This window comes from Xanthomonas campestris pv. badrii (genome assembly GCF_012848175.1).
Classification (GTDB): Bacteria; Pseudomonadota; Gammaproteobacteria; order Xanthomonadales; family Xanthomonadaceae; genus Xanthomonas; species Xanthomonas campestris_C.
In genome coordinates, this window is record NZ_CP051651.1 from 320,097 (window position 1) to 337,932 (window position 17,836).

The window sequence follows — 17,836 nt, forward strand, 5'->3', positions numbered from 1 at the left end:
TAAGATAAAAGTGACTATGCAACATGATGGGTTTTCTGCCTAGGAACTTGCAGCAGCGTCGGTTTGACGCGTAAGCCACCAGATCTGCTCTGTGCAGTAGCCCACTGACGCAGCAAGGCTGTTGTTGTTCTTTAAATTCCATGGCGCGCTCTGTCAATCAACGATCAATTATCTTGGGTAAGACTTCCCATTAATTTCAAAGGATAATGATATGTCTTCAAATAAATTGCAGTGCCCGAGTATGCAAAGTACGCCTGTGGCTCCCGGCGCGCAAGGTGGGCTGGGGCGATCGCCGCTTCACGTGGCAATTCATTTGGCTCTGCTAGCTGTTGTAGCAGTAGGGCAAGGTGTTCACGCCGAAGAAATATCCATTGAGGGCGATCAGGTGTATTCGTTTGGCTTGTTCGGTTCAAGCGATAATTTGCTGATTGGAAGTTCTGTGGATGCAACGCTTCTAGTAAATGAAGGGAATTTCGCAGTTGCGAAGAACATGTACCTGGGTTTAAACGGGGGAGGTAATGGTCGTGTCGTTTTATCGGGCTCTGGAAGCGGTCTTGGTATTTCAAATTTAATTCCAGATCAACATCCTCTCGCGCCTGGGGATATGATTAATGCTTCGGAGGTGGTGATTGGAGGGGCGGGAGTAGGATCTATTAGTGTTGTAGACGGGGCGGCGTTCAACTTTGGGAGCCTAATTCTTGGGGCAAATTCCGGCAGTGGTGATCTTTCAGTAAATGGAAAAGGTAGTCTGGCGAGCCAAGTTTTGGGCCAAGTTTCAGGGAGTTTTGGGCGTATTGACCCCGAAGGGAAATGGGTCGTTGGGGACGTTGGTACAGGTACTCTGAGCGTGCTCAATGGAGGCGCATTCACTTCGCAGGGTATACTGACTGTTGGTGCGTCAAGTGGCGGTAGGGGTACCGTTACGGTTTCAGGTGCTGATGATGACGGTAACTTCGCCAATATGGTGATTAATGAGGCGGGCTATGAATTGCGTTCCAATATTGGCGATAACGGTGTCGGTGTCTTGAACGTGGAAAATGGCGGGAAACTGACAGTTAACGGCGGTACTTACGGCTTGGCCTTGGGGAATAATACGACGGGGGACGGTACCGTTTCTGTCTCCGGCGCTAACTCTGTGCTAACGAACCAGAAAGGGACTATTGTGGGCAACGCTGGAACAGGGACTCTGAGCGTGCTCAATGGAGGTACATTCACTTCGGATGGAGCGCTGATCGTTGGGAATGAAGATGGCGGCACGGGTACTGTGGGCGTGCTCAATGGAGGTGCGTTGACTTCGAGGGGTGCGATGACCGTTGGCGCGTCAAGTGGCAGTAGAGGTACTGTTACGGTTTCAGGTGCCGGTGATGACGCTACTTTCGCCGACATTCGAGGGGGCGGCGTGCGTTCCAATATTGGCGATAACGGCGTCGGTGTCTTGAACCTGGAAAATGGCGGGAAGCTGACAGTTAGCGGCGGTACTTACGGCTTGGCCTTGGGGAATAATACGACGGGGGACGGTACCGTTTCTGTCTCCGGCGCTAACTCTGTGCTAACGAACCAGAATGGGACTATTGTGGGCAACGCTGGAGCAGGGACTCTGAGCGTGCTCGATGGAGGCGCATTCCTTTCGAATGGAGCACTGATCGTTGGCAATGAAGATGGCGGCACGGGTACTGTGGGCGTGCTCAATGGAGGTACATTCACTTCGAATGGAGCACTGATCGTTGGGAATGAAGATGGCAGCACAGGTACTTTGGGCGTGCTCAATGGAGGTACATTGACTTCGAGGGGTACGATGACCGTTGGCGCGTCAAGTGGCAGTAGAGGTACTGTTACGGTTTCAGGTTCCGGTGATGACGCTACTTTCGCCGACATTCGAGGGGGCGGCGTGCGTTCCAATATTGGCGATAACGGCGTCGGTGTCTTGAACCTGGAAAATGGCGGGAAGCTCACAGTTAGCGGCGGTACTTACGGCTTGGCCTTGGGGAATAATACGACGGGGGACGGTACCGTTTCTGTCTCCGGCGCTAACTCTGTGCTAACGAACCAGAATGGGACTATTGTGGGCAACGCTGGAGCAGGGACTCTGAGCGTGCTCAATGGAGGTACATTCTCTTCGAATGGAGCACTGATCGTTGGGAGTGAAGATGGCAGCACGGGTAATGTGGGCGTGCTCAATGGAGGTACATTGACTTCGCACGGTACGATGATCGTTGTTGGCAATCAAGGTGGCAGCACAGGTATTGTGAGCGTTCTCAATGGAGGTACATTGACTTCGGGCGGTGTAATGACCGTTGGCGCGTCAAGTGGCAGTAGAGGCACTGTTACGGTTTCAGGTGCTGATGATGACGGTAACTTCGCCAATATGGTGATTAATGAGGCGGGCTATGAATTGCGTTCCAATATTGGCGATAACGGCGTCGGTGTCTTGAACGTGGAAAATGGCGGGAAACTGACAGTTAACGGCGGTACTTACGGCTTGGCCTTGGGGAATAATACGACGGGGGACGGTACCGTTTCTGTCTCCGGCGCTAACTCTGTGCTAACGAACCAGAAAGGGACTATTGTGGGCAACGCTGGAGCAGGGACTCTGAGCGTGCTCAATGGAGGCGCATTCCTTTCGAATGGAGCACTGATCGTTGGCAATGAAGATGGCGGCACGGGTACTGTGGGCGTGCTCAATGGAGGTACATTCACTTCGAATGGAGCACTGATCGTTGGGAATGAAGATGGCAGCACAGGTACTTTGGGCGTGCTCAATGGAGGTACATTGACTTCGAGGGGTACGATGACCGTTGGCGCGTCAAGTGGCAGTAGAGGTACTGTTACGGTTTCAGGTTCCGGTGATGACGCTACTTTCGCCGACATTCGAGGGGGCGGCGTGCGTTCCAATATTGGCGATAACGGCGTCGGTGTCTTGAACCTGGAAAATGGCGGGAAGCTGACAGTTAGCGGCGGTACTTACGGCTTGGCATTGGGGAATAATACGACGGGGGACGGTACCGTTTCTGTCTCCGGCGCTAACTCTGTGCTAACGAACCAGAATGGGACTATTGTGGGCAACGCTGGAACAGGGACTCTGAGCGTGCTCAATGGAGGTACATTCACTTCGGGTGGTTCGCTGACCGTCGGCAGCGCAAGCGGCAGTGCAGGTACAATCGCTATAGGCGCGTTAGATGGCAACGCGCCGGCGGCACCTGGAGTCATCTCTACCAGCGATGACACAATTCACGTAGGTGCGGGAACAGGAAATATCATTTTCAATCACACCGGTTCAAGCTACAGCTTTGACAAAGATCTGAACATCACGGAAGGCGGGACGCTAAACCTCCGGCAACTCGCTGGTATCACTAATTTAACGACCTCTGCATGGTCTGGAAACACCGTTTTGACCGGCGGTACCCTTCGTCTCGGTAGCACTACTTCTTTAGGAAGCGGGAATATTACTTTCAACGGCGGGACGCTCGATTTTGGTACGGACATGACGCTGCACAGCGCTGCGTCGTTGACACTGACATCGGGGGGGGTCCAAGCTGACGTCAGTTCGTTGCCTAGGCCTACTCCGGGCCCAATAAGCGAAAGTATCTTCACGACTGGCGATACATTCGTTCAAGGTTTGATTTCTGCGGACACAATCACCGGTACCACTGCCGCACTGAAGTTGGATGGAGTGAATGTCACGGATCGGGTCGAAATCCACGGCAGCGACGGCGATACGGTGGGCATCGGGTCCTGGGGCTTTAAAGTCGCCCAGCAAGGACTCACGTTCGGTATTGCCTCCGGCCTGACGGGCGTGGACATTTACCAAGACAAGACATTATCGGTCAACCTGGCAGACAGCGGTTCGACCATAGCAATCGTCGATGCAGTCCTCAGCGGTGCGGGCGGGCTAGCGCTCAATGCTGAGGGTGGTACGCTGACTTTCGGCAATGTGGCCAATGCGTATACCGGCAGCAGTTTGCTGAGTGCAGGTACTGTCGATGTGGCAACGGACAACGCGTTTGGCGCGTCGTCCAGTCTCGCCTTGGCGGGAGGGGCGAGGTTGAACCTGCGTGGCCATACGCAGGCCGTGGGTGCCCTGGATACCGCCGATGGCAGCCTGCTGGATCTGGGCGGCGGCTCGCTTAGCGTGAAGGGTGGTGCGATCGCGGGGCGTCTTGCCGGCGACGGCGCATTGGTGTTCGTCGACGGCAACACGGCCATTACGGGCGCCAACGCAGACCTCCAGGCCGCAGTGAGCATTGCGCCGAGCGCTACGGCGATTCTTTCGCAGGGTAATGGGCTTGGGCAAGGCGACATCGCTCTTCAGGGTGGCTTGGTTTTGGGCGGAAGTGAGGCGGCCACCTTGAGTAACGTGCTCACCGGTAGCGGTGCAGTGACCAATACCGGTGATTGGACGCTTGCGCAGGGAAATACCTTCACCGGAGGCACGACCGTAAGTAGCGGTCGTCTCACGTTGCTGGCCTCTGATGCAGCAGGCACGGGTGGCATTGTCAACAACGCTGTCTTGACTCTTGCGGGGGCGGAAGATTCGACCTTGGCGAATGAAATTTCGGGTGCGGGTCAATTAGCAAAGACGGGAGATAACACGTGGATAATAGGGCGCGACAATGTTGACTTCACCGGAAGCACAGAGATAACAAGCGGTAGGCTTGTGCTGGAGACGGCCGGCGCACTGGGCAGCAGTGCGATCAACAATGCTTCCGAACTGCGGCTCAGCGGGGTATCGGGCACGCTGGACAATAATGTCACTGGCACAGGGTTGCTGGTGGCCGCCGATGGCACCCAGGCAAACTTGTCAGGACTATCAACTTTTGCCGGCACCTTGAATGTGGCCGATGACAGTATGTTGACGATGGCCGATACCGAGCTTTCTCAGCTTTCCTTGGGCATTGTCGATGGCACGTTGGCGGTGAATGCGGCTCAAGGGGAGCCTCTTGTGCTAGACAATGCCTGGGTGGGCGGCGGTGCATTTCTGTTGACAGCGGGTTCTGCCGATGCTGGCTATCGCCTGTCGGGGTTCGATGCGTTTACGGGCAAGGTCAGTCTGGTGAATGGCCGCTACACTCTGGATGGCCGCAGTAGCGGCATGTTTAGCGCAGCAACCCTGGCCTCGGGCGACGGTAACGTGCTTACGCTAGGCACGAACGCGACAGGGGCGCTCGGTCTTGATGGGGGCACACTTGATCTGGCCGACCAGGCTCCGGTGACGTCCCAGTCCTTGGCCATGACGACGGGCACCATCGAAGCCGATCTCTCAAGTGTCGAACAGGGGCAAATCAATGAGACCAACCTGTTCACCTCCGGCGATAGTATCGAGCGCACGCTTGTCCATACCGTTTCTGGTCTTCAAGGATCTGTCGCCAACCTGACATTGCGGGATCGTAATGGGCTGTCGTTGGATCCGTTGCGTGCGGAGTTGAAGGATGTCAGTGGCGCTGGAGTGGGGCTTGGGTCATGGGGGCTCAAGTTGGCGCAGCAGGCCAACGACCTGAACCTGGCTTGGGGCCTGCAGGGCGTAGATCTTTACCAGGACAAAATGCTTGCGCTCAACGTGGCGGATGGCGGCTCGACGGAAGGAATCTTTAATGCTGTTGTCAGTGGCGCGGGTGGGGTATCGCTCACTGCTGCAGGAGGCAGGGTCATCTTCGGTAATGTGGCCAACAGCTACACAGGACCGACGTCGCTCCAGGCAGGGACGGTCGAGATGGCCACAGACAACGCATTTGGCGCAACCTCCTGGTTGACGATGGCGTCGGGCACGACGTTGGATATGCAGGGGCGTGCGCAGACCGTGGGGATTCTTGACACCGTCGCTGGCAGTGCGCTCAACCTTGATGGCGGGTCGCTGACGGTAAAGGGGGGGGCGATCGCTGGTGTCTTAGCTGGCGACGGCAGGCTGATGTTCGCCGACGGTAGCACTGCCGTTACCGGGGGCAATGACGCCTTGGGCGCGGCGGTGAGCATTGCTCCAACCGCAACGGTCAGGCTTTCACAGGGCAATGGATTGGGGCGCGGTGCAATTACCATTAACGGACAGTTGGCGTTTCAAGATGCGAACGGCACGCTGGTCAATGCGCTCTCTGGAGCGGGGGTGTTGAGTATTGACCCTTCTGACATCACCCTGAGCGGCGACAATAGCCAATTTACGGGAACCATGCAGATTGCCGATGCCGGTTCTGTCCTTCGCGTGACCGGGCCTTCCAACCTGGGCGCTGCGGCGATCACCAATGCAGGAACATTGGCGGTCGATACCTCGGAGGATTGGTCGCTGAATAACCTTGTGACCGGAAGTGGTTCGTTCATCAAGTACGGTAGCGGTATGCTCACGACTGGTTCAACCCTGCAATCCGCAGGCGCGATAACGGTCGAGGGCGGTACGTTGGTAATGAGTCAAGGCAGTGGTAACGCAGGTTTCATCCAGGTCAATAGGCAAGGTGCCTTGGCCAGTTTCGCCACGATCGACGCTCCTGTGACTAACGCTGGGACGCTGAATGCGCTGAATTCTCTGGAGACTTATGCGGACCATCTGAATCAGGACCTGCAGCTCAATGCAGGTTTCACAAACGCTGGCTTGGTCGATCTTGCCGCAGTCGATTCCAGTGCGCAACCGGGCAATTCCGTGACTGTACGTAATGGTTATGTGGGTAATAATGGGGTATTTAGGATTCGAACGGTCTTGGGGGGCGATGATTCGCAGACAGATCGCCTGGTCATCGATGGAGGCAGTGCAACGGGCCATACTAGCGTGATTGTTGACAATGCCGGTGGCGCCGGGGCTAAAACGTCGACTGGAATCGTTGTTGTGAAAACGGCCAACGAAGCGACTACCGCCGCAGATGCGTTCAGCCTGGATAGCCGTTCCACGGGGTATCGCGAGCGCTTCGGCACCATCACGGCGGGTGCGTACGACTATACGCTCAAGCGGGGAGGGAACGGAGGCGTTGCTGATGACTGGTATCTGATTTCCTCAAGTACCTTCCGTCCTGAAGTAGGTTTGTATCTGGCTAATCGCAACGCAGCGACATCGATGTTTGGCGTGCCTTTGCAGGCCCGGGCAGGAAATTTATCTAGGCGTGTTGCTAGCGAAAGATTTGATACTCCATTCTGGGCGCGCGTGAGTGGCGGCAGTCTTTCTTACGACGAAGTTAGAGGTCAGAAGATCAGCTTGGACTACAGTAACTTGGTTACTGGCCTTGACGCTGACGTGGACGTTGGAATGAATGGCGAAATGCGTATAGGAGCCATGGTCGGTTATGGAAACGCCACAACATCTTCCCGGCTGTTGAATACTGGCGAGCGGGCAGGCGGTAGGGTGCGGGGAACGATGGGTGGGGTTTATGGTACTTGGTTCGCCAATAATCAGGAAAATATTGGGGCCTATGTCAACACCGCACTACGTTACGGCAGGTATAGAAACCGGATTCAGGATAATGGTCTTGATGCAGAGACCTATAATGCATCCAGTACGTCCGCTTCTCTGGAAGGCGGCTATGGCTTTCGGTTGAATGATTCTGTCACTCGACCGCTGCTCTTACAGCCGCAAGTCGAGGTGATTTATGATCACTATAAACAGGCCGGACGTACCGAGCGGTCCACGGGGACGCACGTTGTCTCAGAGCGACCCGATAGCGTGAACTATCGCCTTGGTTTGAGACTGGAAGGTTCGTTCAAATCTTATGATGAGGTGGTACAACCCTTCGTCACATTGAACTGGTACAGCAATACAAACGTTGGCGCAGTGTCTTTCGACACTTTGAGCGTTGATTCCGAAGCGGCTAGACATCATTTGGAAGTCAACGTTGGTACAGACGCAACGGTGGGACATAACTTCGTAGCCTGGGGCAGTTTGGGACGGCAAGTCGGTTCTAACGATTACTCTGGCGTGATGATTCAAGGGGGTATGAAGTATTCCTGGTAATGCGGGCGTGTAAGGAGCTGCCCCGGGGAATCCATAAGCCGCCCCCATCCAAGTTGGGGGTAGCAACGATCCGAGGGGGAGGCGGCTCTGATTGCTTGTGTATGCGTAAACGCTGCAGGCAAATCGTCTCCTCTGCCTTGTGCAAGCCGCTGCATCTGTCCTGTCCTGGTGTAACTCTGGTAGGCACCTTGAGAGGGGATGATCATTCCCATGAGAGCCGAGCAAGACATGCCCCCGAGTCCGTAGCCTTTGGATACCGCCTTCAAGCTGCAGGTGGCGCAGATGATCTGAAAGCAAGGCCTGGGCGTGCCGGGACTAGGACGTGGTTGACAGCGCGGTGCCGCGCTGGCTGGCCCAGTACGATGCCGAGCACTCCGGCCAAGCCGGCATCGGCAGACTGCTGACGTCCGAGCAGCAGCGCGTCGAGGCATGCCGACCACCGTGCACGGTCGGCATGCAGTCATCCATCCGGCCATGCGGTGATCGCCCGATCACCGCAGGCGCGGTGGGGCGGACACGCTCGGTGTCCGCTCGGGTCGTGCTTATGTTGCCGAGCAGAAGCCAAACTCGGCCGTCGCGCCGGCCGAGAGCGTGCGGTTGAAATCCACGCCGCTTGCGCTCAGGGTGCTGCCGCTCTGCGACCACACCACGTTCCAGGCGTTGTTGACCTTGCCGGTGACCGGCACCGTCACCGCCCAGTTGCCGCTGGCGGTACCGGTGTTGGTGACCTGCACGCGGTTGCACGAGCCGCCGTTCCAGCTGCTGTCCAGGATCACCTTGGTGCTGAAGGCGCTGGTGCCCGGGGTGGGCGTCGGAGTCGGAGTTGGTGTCGGAGTGGGCGTCGGCGTCGGGGTTGGAGTCGTGCTGGAGACGGTGCCCCACAGGGTGCGCAGCAGCGTCATCTTGTCCTGGCGCACGGTGGTCCAGTCATCGCGCAGGATGCCGCCGGTGTCGCCGCTGTTGGGATTCCACGACCAGTAGAAGCCTTCGTTGATGCCCTTGCTGCGCAGGTACTTCACCAGCGCGTCCTGCCAGACCTTGTCGCGTGCATCGCCTTCGCCGTACTTGCCGCCGAATTCGCCCAGCAGCAACGCGTACTTGCCGGCGAACTGGCCGAAGTGGCGGTCCCAGATGGCCGGCATGTTGTTGGGGAAGTTGCTGTCGTTGAAGTACGACTGCACGTACACGTCCGGGCCGTAGACATGCGGGGCCAGCAGCAGGCGGTTGGCCGGGATGTTCAACGGGGTGCAGGCCAGCGGCTGCAGGTTGCCACCCCAGTAGATGCCGCCATTGGTGGAGCACACCGGGTTGTCGGTGATGCCTTCCACCGCAATGATCCACTTCGGTGCCACGGCCAGCACCGCGGCCGACCCGCGCTCGGCGGCCTTGTTCCAGTCGGTGGCGGCGTTGCCGGTGCCCCAGGTGGCGGCGCCGTGCGGTTCGTTCTTCAGGTCCAGACCAAGCACGTAGGGCACGTTCTTGTAGCGGTTGGCCACAAAGCGCAGGTCGGCCAGCCACTGGGCTTCGGTGTAGGAGCCGGTGTACCAGAGCTCGGAGATCGCGGCGCAATCGGGAGTGTGGTGATCCAGCAGCACGTACATGCCGCGCGCATTGAATTCGTTGATCACCTTGTCGAGGATCTGCAGCGAGGTCAGGCCCTGCAGATCGGCGTTGCGGCTGTAGTCGATGCTGCTGGGCATCTGGCCGCTGCGCAGCGTGGCCGGGCAGAACGGCAGACGCACCGCATTGAAGCCCAGGCCCTGCATCTGGACGATCATGTCCTTCCAGTTGCGCGCCCACAGGCCATGCATGACATGGTTGCCGGTCTCGAAGCCGAACACGTTGACACCCTTGAGCTGCACCACCTTGCCGCTGTCGTCGACAACCTTGTTGTTGCTGATGGAATAGCTGAAGGCCGGCGCGGCGGCCAGGGCCATTGCGGTCGCCAAGGCGAGCGTACTTGCAGTCCTGAAGATGGACATGGTTTTCTCCCTAGATAACCGGACTCGACACCCGAGCCCAGTGAGGGGGGCATCTTGGTCTGCAGCCGCGTCGCGTGGCGTGATCGCTGCCACAGAAAAGCGCATTGGCGCACAGATCACAACCGGGCTGCGGGCGCGGTCGCTTTCCCGCACACTATGGCCGCTGCGCACTGTCCGCAGGCTGTCCTTTCTGTCCCCGGAGTGTCCCCCAATGTCTTTCCTGCGTGCCGAACTGGCGCAATGGCGCGCCTCCCCGGCGCGCGAACTCATGGCCGGTGCGGTCGCCACGTTCGCCCTGATTCCCGAGGTGATCGCGTTCGCCTTCGTGGCCGGCGTGGATCCGCAGGTCGGTCTGTTCGCATCCTTCGTGATTGGCATCGTGATTGCGTTTTGTGGCGGACGCCCGGCGATGATTTCTGCTGCGGCCGGCTCGGTGGCCCTGGTGGCGGCGCCGCTGGTGGCCGCGCACGGCCTGCCGTACCTGTTGGCCGCCGGCCTGCTGGCTGGCGCGGTGCAGATCGCGTTCGGGCTGCTGCGGCTGGGCGTGCTGATGCGCTTCGTCAGTAGCTCGGTGCGTACCGGCTTTGTCAATGCGCTGGCGGTGCTGATCTTCGCCGCGCAGCTGCCGCATCTGCTGGGCGCCAATCTCGCCACCTGGGCCATGCTCGGGGTGGGCCTGGCGATCATCTACGGCCTGCCGCGCCTGCGCCTGCCCGGGCTGTCGGCAATTCCCTCGCCCCTGCTGTGCATCGCGCTGTTGACCATCGCCGGCAGCGCGTTGCAGTTGCCGCTCAAGACCGTGGCCGACCTCGGCAAGCTGCCCACTGCGCTGCCGTTCCTGCAATGGCCGTCGGTGCCGCTGACGCTGGAGACCTTGCGCATCATCGCGCTGCCGGCGTTGGCCATTGCCATGGTGGGCCTGCTCGAATCGCTGATGACCGCGCGCGTGGTCGATGAACTCACCGATACGCCCAGCAACAAGAACCGCGAATGCACCGGGCTGGGCATCGCCAACGCGGCGGCCAGCCTGTTCGGCGGCATTGCCGGTTGCGGCATGATCGGGCAGACCGTGGGCAACGTGAAGTACGGCGGCCGTGGCCGGCTGTCGACACTGTTTGCCGGCGTGTTCCTGCTGATCCTGATGGTACTGCTCAAGCCGTGGGTGTCGCAGGTACCGGTGGTCGCGCTGGTGGCGATCATGGTGATGGTCTCGGCCGAGACCTTCGACTGGCGTTCGCTGCGCACCGTCATCACCCATCCGCGTACCTCCAGCGTGGTGATGCTGGCCACCGTGGCGGTGACCCTGGCCACCCACAACCTAGCCGCCGGGGTGGCGGTGGGGGTGGTGTTGAGCGGGGTGTTCTTCACCTTCAAGGTGGCCGGGCTGCTGCAGATCACGCACGACGATGGCGCAGACGGCGTGCGGACCTACAGCGTGCGCGGGCAGGTGTTCTTCGCCTCGGCCGACGTGTTCATCGACGCCTTCGATGCGCGCCAGGTGCCCGGCCGCAGCGTGGTGATCGATGTCGGCCGTGCGCACTTCTGGGACATCACCGCCGTGGCCGCCCTGGACAAGGTGGTGCAGCGGCTGCGGCACCACGACCTGGAGGTGCAGGTCAGGGGCCTGAATGCCGGCAGCCGGCGCCTGATGCAGGCGCATGCGCTGGGCGAAGACGCGCTGGAATCCGCGCTGCCCTGAGCCCGCGCGGGCGCTGCGAACGCCCGGCGCAGCGGGCGTTTTTGTCCGCCGCGCAGGGGGGCTGGCCGTTGGCTGAGCGTGGCCGGCCAGCGACCTCAAGTTTGCGTGGCCCACGCCGATGAACCGGCATCCTGGTTGCCGGTCGCTGTCGTGAAGCCTGTGCGTTGCCACCCCCGTTGTCTGCCAGCGGTCCGTGCCTGCCACGCCGGGTCTGCGCCTGCGCCTGCACGGGGGGCGAGGCGCCGATGAGCACCACGCCCTTGCTGGAGCGGATGGTGGACATGACGGCCATCCGCGATGCCGATCTGCTCGACCTGAGCCTGCTGCGCACCATGCGCGAGGTCTGTGCCGCCGACGACCTGTCGCTGCTGCGCATCGCCCCGGACGGCCGCAGCATGGCCGAAACCCGGCTGCGCGACGATGGCCGGCTGCAGCTGACGGTGGCCGAGCTGAAGGATGCGCAGCTGCGTGCCCAGCTGGCCGATGTGCATGGCGCGGGCGAGGTGGTGCAGCTGCACCGGGACGGTCGCGCGCTGCTGGTCTACCCGATGATGGAAGCACGCGGCATCCGCACCTGCCTGCGGGTGGGCAGCGCACGCGCACCCGGCGCCGCCGAACAGGCGATGCTGCAAGGCTTCGCACGCTTCTTCCAGAACTACCGCAGCCTGCTCGACGATGCCCAGCGCGACGCGCTGACCGGCCTGCGCAACCGCAAGACCTTCGACGATGTGATCCTGCAGCTGTTCTCCGGTAGCGCCGAGGCGGCAGCGGCGCAGGGCGTGTGGCTGGGGATCGTGGACATCGATCACTTCAAGCGCGTCAACGACACCTTTGGCCATCTGTATGGCGACGAGGTTCTGTTGCTGGTGGCGCAGCTGATGCAGCGTGCGTTCCGCCAGGACGATCTGCTGTTCCGCTTTGGCGGCGAGGAATTCGTGATCGTGCTGCGTGGGGTGGATCGCGATGTCGCGGTCGGCCTGTTCGAGCGCTTCCGCGCGGCGGTGGCCGGGCACGACTTCCCGCAGGTGGGCCAGGTCACCCTCAGCACCGGGATCGTGGAGCTGACCCATGGCCGCTTGATCAGCCAGATGCTCGACGAGGCCGACAAGGCGCTGTACTGGGCCAAGCAGCACGGCCGCAATCGTGCCGCGGTGTATGCCGAATTGATCGCCAGCGGCCAGATGCAGCAGCTCGCCCAGCAGGTCGGCAGCGTCGACCTGTTCTGAGCGCGGCAATCAACTCTATTGCGCAACCTTGGACTGGTGCGCCTGTGTGGCGGATCGAGGTGGCCTGCGTGCAGACCGGGTTGCTCGCGCTTGGTGCAGCATCCCGACCACTGCGCGCAGCCACGCCACGCCGGCGCTACAGGCCGTTCCCGCGTGCCGCAAACCCGCCCAGACGGATCGCACCTCACTGCACCGCCAGCAGCACCTGGTCGCAGTGGCTACACTCGGGGGCTGTTTGGATACCACCTGGGGTGCTGCAGTGAAGCGAGTTGTGATCAAGCGTGCCGCGATCAAGCGGGCCGGCAAGACCGTGGCGATGGGCCTGCTGGCGATGGCGGTCTCGACCGTGGTGATGGCGCAGGCGCCGACGTTCGATGGCGCGCGCATCTCGCGCGACGTCAAGGAACTGGCCTCCGACGCCTACGAAGGCCGCGGCCCGGCCACTGCCGGCGAAGAGAAGACCATTGCCTACCTGAGCAAGCAGTTCGCCGATGCCGGCCTGCAGCCTGGCGGCGATCTCGCCGATGGCAAGCGCCTGTGGACCCAGGCGGTGCCGCTGCGGCGTGCCGATATCGTCGGTGCACCGACCATCGCGCTGGCCGATGCCGGCAAGTCGCAGCCGCTGACCCAGGGCAAGCAGATCGCCATCCGCGCCGCATTGGACGGATCGTCCACCGTCGACATCGCCAACGCGCCGCTGGTGTTCGTCGGCTACGGCGTCAAGGCGCCCGAGCGCGACTGGGACGACTTCAAGGGCGTGGACCTGAAGGGCAAGATCGCGGTGGTGCTGATCAACGACCCGGACTTCGAAACCGGCAAGGGCGCCTTCGACGGTGCCGGCATGACCTACTACGGCCGCTGGACCTACAAGTACGAAGAGGGCGCACGCCAGGGCGCGCTCGGCGTGCTGGTGGTCCACGAAACCGCGCCGGCCTCCTATGGCTGGGACACCGTGGCCAGTTCCAATACCAACACCATGTTCGACGTGGTGCGCGACAACCCGCGCGCGGCGCATCCCACGCTGGAAGGCTGGATCCAGCGCGATCTGGCGGCCACGCTGTTCAAGCGCGCCGGGCTGGATTTCGAGGCCTTGAAGAAGCAGGCGCAGACCCGCGGCTTCACGCCGGTGGAACTCAAGGGCCAAGGCCTGAGCGCCAGCTACCGGGTCAAATCCGACGTGATCACCTCGCACAACGTGGTGGCGCGGCTGGAGGGCAGCAAACGGCCCAACGAGACGCTGATCTACAGCGCGCATTGGGACCACATCGGCGTGGGCAAGCCGGATGCGCGGGGCGACACCATCTTCAACGGCGCGCTGGACAACGCCAGCGGTACCGCCGCCTTGCTGGAACTGGCACGCGGCTTCGCCAAGGCGCCCAGGCCGGAGCGCTCGGTGGTCTTCCTGGCGGTCACCGCCGAGGAAAAGGGCCTGCTGGGCTCGGAGTTCTACGCCTCCAAGCCGCTGTACCCGCTGGACACCACGGTGGCGGTGATCAACATGGACGGCATGAATCCGTTCGTGCCCTCGCGCGACTTCGGCATCTACGGCACCGCCAAGCTTGAACTGCTCGACCAGCTCAAGACCGTGGCCGGGCAGTCCAAGCTGCGCTACACCCCCGATCCCAAGCCGCAGGCCGGTTACTTCTTCCGTTCCGATCACTTCTCCTTCGCCAAGCGTGGCGTGCCGGCGCTGTCGTATGCGGCCGGGCAGGATTGGGAGGTGGGCGGCGTGGCCGCAGGCAAGGCCGCATCCGACGACTACACCGCCAAGCGCTATCACCAGCAGGGCGATGAGTGGAAGCCGGACTGGACCTTCGCCGGCGCCGCGCGCGACCTGGGCGTGCTGTACACGCTGGGCCAGCAGCTGGCCGATTCGCGCCAGTGGCCGAACTGGAGCAGCGATTCCCAGTTCCGCGTCACCCGCGATGCCAGCGAGGCGGCACGCAAGTAACAGGGTTGTTGCGCCACTGTCGGGCGCGCGTTGCGGTTTCGCTGCGCAGAGCCCCGAGCCCTCGGCTTGTTTGCGTTTGCTGCGGGGCCCTTGCCCGCCCACCATCGCGGGACACGCTGCAAGTACGTCCCTGTAAGCTCTTTGGCGGCATCCATGCCGCCAAAGGTCCCGCGACGGTGAGCGGGCAAGGACCAGTGGAGTTGGTCGGTGTGCAGAGCGTTCAATAAAAACAGCCAGCAAACTGTCTGGTGCGCTGATTCCGTTCTTCGATGAAGCCACCAGCCAACTGGCTGGCGCGGTGTCCTCACCGATTGCGGGGCCGTTGGCGGCATGGATGCCGCCAACGGCCCCCATGGACGGGTTCACGGCGTGTCCCGCGAGCGGTGAGGGCACCGCGCTCTCGACCAGCCAGGCTTTGGCTCCCGGCCTTGGCTGCATCAAAAACTGACAACCCAACGCCAACGCCCCAGGCTGCACCTTATGGCACATCACTTGCAGTAAAGCCGGCCAGCAGCCGTGACAACGGGTGCGCCAGCCTGCAATCTGTTGGGGTTGCGTTCGGTTGTCACGGCGTAGTCTGCCGCGCGGTCCTCGTCGGGAGGGGCGAAGACCGCACAATGGTCTTCGTTTCCTTTAACGGACGATTCTTTAGGATGAGCCGCGACGTTGCGTCGCCGCCAGGAGAGTTTGTGCATCGGAGTGGTTCCAAAGCTGCCCATCCCGCGTTGTGCCTGCACACCGCAAGGCGTGCTCCCGTCGCCGCGCGCAGGTCGCCGTCGCGATGCGTTGCCGCGATGCATCTCCCGTTTCCGCCCACACTGTCGCGCTTGTGCGACGGGCAGCCCTGATGGACGGTACCGTGACCCTTTCCCCCGCACCAACCGACTTGCCCCCCGTCTCCGCGCTCGACGCAGGCCAGCCCACACTGCCGCCGGAAGCGCCGCTGGCGATGCCCGAACAATCGCTGCGCGAGGGCCAGTTGAAGGTGCCGCACCAGCGCACTTCGCCGCCCGGCATCGGGCTGCGCCGCTTCTATCTGATCGGCGGTACCTTCGCCACCACCGCGATTGCGGTGTGGGTGATGCTCAGCGTGTTGTGGCCCGACGGCATCAGCGTGCTGGAAGGCTGCCTGCTGGGGCTGTTCGTGCTGCTGTTTGCCTGGATCGCGATGTCCTTCGCCAGCGCGGTGGCCGGTTTCGTCACCGTGGTGGCGCGCGCCGGGCGCAAGCTCGGCATCGACCCGGAGCAGCCGCTGCCCACGCTGCGTTCGCGCACCGCGCTGCTGATGCCCACCTACAACGAAGACCCGCGCCGGCTGCTGGCCGGCCTGCAGGCCATCTATGAATCGGTGGCCGAGACCGGCCAGCTGGAGCACTTCGACTTCTTCGTGCTCAGCGACACCACCCGCGAGCACATCGGCCGCGCCGAAGAGCTGGTCTATAACGAACTGTGCGACCGCGTCGGCGGGCATGGCCGCATCTTCTACCGCCGCCGTGCGGACAATGCCGCGCGCAAGGCCGGCAACGTGGCCGACTGGGTGCGCCGCTTCGGCGGCAGCTATCCGCAGATGCTGATCCTGGACGCCGACAGCGTGATGACCGGCGACACCATCGTGCGGCTGGTCGCGGGCATGGAAACCAACCCGGACGTGGGCCTGATCCAGACCCTGCCGGCGGTGGTCAACGGGCAGACCCTGTTCGCCCGCATGCAGCAGTTCGGCGGCCGCGTGTACGGCCCGATCATTGCCTTCGGCGTGGCCTGGTGGCATGGCGCCGAGAGCAATTACTGGGGCCACAACGCCATTATCCGCACCCAGGCCTTTGCCGATCACGCCGGCCTGCCGTCGCTGCGCGGGCGCAAGCCGTTCGGCGGCCACGTGCTCAGCCATGACTTCGTCGAAGCGGCGCTGATGCGGCGCGGCGGCTGGGCCATGCACATGGTGCCGTACCTGCAGGGCAGCTACGAAGAAGGCCCGCCCACGCTCACGGACCTGCTGATCCGCGACCGCCGCTGGTGCCAGGGCAACCTGCAGCACGCCAAGGTGGTGAGCGCAAAGGGGCTGCACTGGATCAGCCGCATGCACATGCTGATCGGCATCGGCCATTACTTCACCGCGCCGATGTGGGGCCTGTTGATGCTGATCGGCATCGGCATCCCACTGGCCGGCGGCGGCATCGATCTGGCCGGCGACCTGCCGTTTTCGCCTGCCCGCTACTGGCACGGCAGCAGCCAGGGCAATGCGATCTGGATCTTCATCTGCACCATGTTCGTGCTGCTGGCGCCCAAGCTGCTGGGCTACATCGCATTGCTGCTCAACCCGCGCGAACTGCGCGCCTGTGGCGGCGCCATTCGCGCCGCGCTGAGCATCCTGCTGGAAACCGTGCTGGCCGCGCTGATGGCGCCGGTGGTGATGTACCTGCAGTCGCGCGGCGTGTTCGAAGTGCTGGCCGGCAAGGATTCGGGCTGGGACGCGCAGGTGCGCGACGACGGCAAGCTGTCGTGGCCGGCGCTGTTGCGCAGCTATGGCGGGTTGACCGTGTTCGGGTTGTTCATGGGCGCGGTGGCCTATACCGTGTCGCCGTCGCTGGCGGCGTGGATGGCGCCGGTGATCGTGGGCATGGCGCTGTCGATCCCGGTGGTGGCGCTGACCTCGCTGCGCCGTTCCGGCCTGGCACTGCGCCGCGCCGGCATCTTCTGCATCCCCGAAGAGCTCGATCCGCCCAAGGTGCTGGTGCGCGCGTCCGAATTGCGCCGTGCCGCGGCGCTGGAACCGTCGCTGATCTGAGCGACCCTGCCACGCTGGCCCGTGTCGGCCAGCATGTGTGCGTTAGCCATCGCTGACCTCGCTGCGTCGCTACACCTGGCGCTGTGCCACGCCGGCATCCTGTGCAACCCCCGACATCGACCCGGGTAGGGTGCGCGCGCCCCAGCCACGTCGCGGCCAGGGGCCGATCGTCGATCTGAGCGCCCGCGCCAGGCTCGGGCGATCCAGGCAGTACGTGCTTCCGCCGTTGCCGTAACGACGCACGGCGCAGCAGCTGCCCGGATGGCGATACC

At 62.0% G+C, this 17,836-nt stretch carries 6 protein-coding genes; 5 read left to right on the forward strand and 1 reads right to left on the reverse strand.

Going from position 1 to position 17,836, the window contains the following annotated elements:
• The first annotated feature begins 211 nt into the window (after nt 1-211).
• A complete protein-coding gene (locus HG421_RS01405; protein ID WP_169704550.1) occupies nt 212-7,921 on the forward strand; it encodes an autotransporter outer membrane beta-barrel domain-containing protein in 7,710 nt (2,569 codons plus the stop codon).
• A gap of 542 nt (nt 7,922-8,463) precedes the next feature.
• On the opposite strand, the gene HG421_RS01410 is transcribed toward HG421_RS01405, so the two are convergent.
• On the reverse strand, nt 8,464-9,903 hold the full coding sequence (locus tag HG421_RS01410) for a cellulase family glycosylhydrolase (protein WP_169704552.1): 1,440 nt from the start codon (nt 9,901-9,903) through the stop codon (nt 8,464-8,466).
• A 211-nt stretch (nt 9,904-10,114) separates the two neighbouring features.
• On the opposite strand from HG421_RS01410, the gene HG421_RS01415 reads away from it, so the two are divergent.
• The 4 genes from HG421_RS01415 to mdoH all read left to right on the forward strand — a co-directional run bounded on the left by HG421_RS01415 (nt 10,115) and on the right by mdoH (nt 17,564).
• On the forward strand, nt 10,115-11,602 hold the full coding sequence (locus HG421_RS01415) for a SulP family inorganic anion transporter (protein WP_169704554.1): 1,488 nt from the start codon (nt 10,115-10,117) through the stop codon (nt 11,600-11,602).
• Between the two features lie 245 nt (nt 11,603-11,847).
• Complete coding sequence (locus tag HG421_RS01420) at nt 11,848-12,828, forward strand: GGDEF domain-containing protein (protein ID WP_169704556.1); 981 nt, start codon at nt 11,848-11,850, stop codon at nt 12,826-12,828.
• Between the two features lie 316 nt (nt 12,829-13,144).
• Nucleotides 13,145-14,779 (forward strand): M28 family metallopeptidase, encoded by a 1,635-nt coding sequence (locus HG421_RS01425; RefSeq protein WP_343204230.1) that lies wholly within the window; start codon nt 13,145-13,147, stop codon nt 14,777-14,779.
• Nucleotides 14,780-15,626: 847 nt separating this feature from the next.
• The gene (gene mdoH, locus HG421_RS01430) at nt 15,627-17,564 is read left to right on the forward strand and encodes a glucans biosynthesis glucosyltransferase MdoH (RefSeq protein WP_169704558.1); all 1,938 of its coding nucleotides are present in this window, start codon (nt 15,627-15,629) and stop codon (nt 17,562-17,564) included.
• Nucleotides 17,565-17,836: the final 272 nt, after the last annotated feature.

Coding starts and splice junctions, on each gene's coding strand:
- HG421_RS01405 (WP_169704550.1), top strand. CDS start 212: ATGTCTTCAAATAAATTGCAGTGCCCGAGTATGCAAAGTACGCCTGTG.
- HG421_RS01410 (WP_169704552.1), bottom strand. CDS start 9,903: ATGTCCATCTTCAGGACTGCAAGTACGCTCGCCTTGGCGACCGCAATG.
- HG421_RS01415 (WP_169704554.1), top strand. CDS start 10,115: ATGTCTTTCCTGCGTGCCGAACTGGCGCAATGGCGCGCCTCCCCGGCG.
- HG421_RS01420 (WP_169704556.1), top strand. CDS start 11,848: ATGAGCACCACGCCCTTGCTGGAGCGGATGGTGGACATGACGGCCATC.
- HG421_RS01425 (WP_343204230.1), top strand. CDS start 13,145: ATGGGCCTGCTGGCGATGGCGGTCTCGACCGTGGTGATGGCGCAGGCG.
- mdoH (WP_169704558.1), top strand. CDS start 15,627: ATGGACGGTACCGTGACCCTTTCCCCCGCACCAACCGACTTGCCCCCC.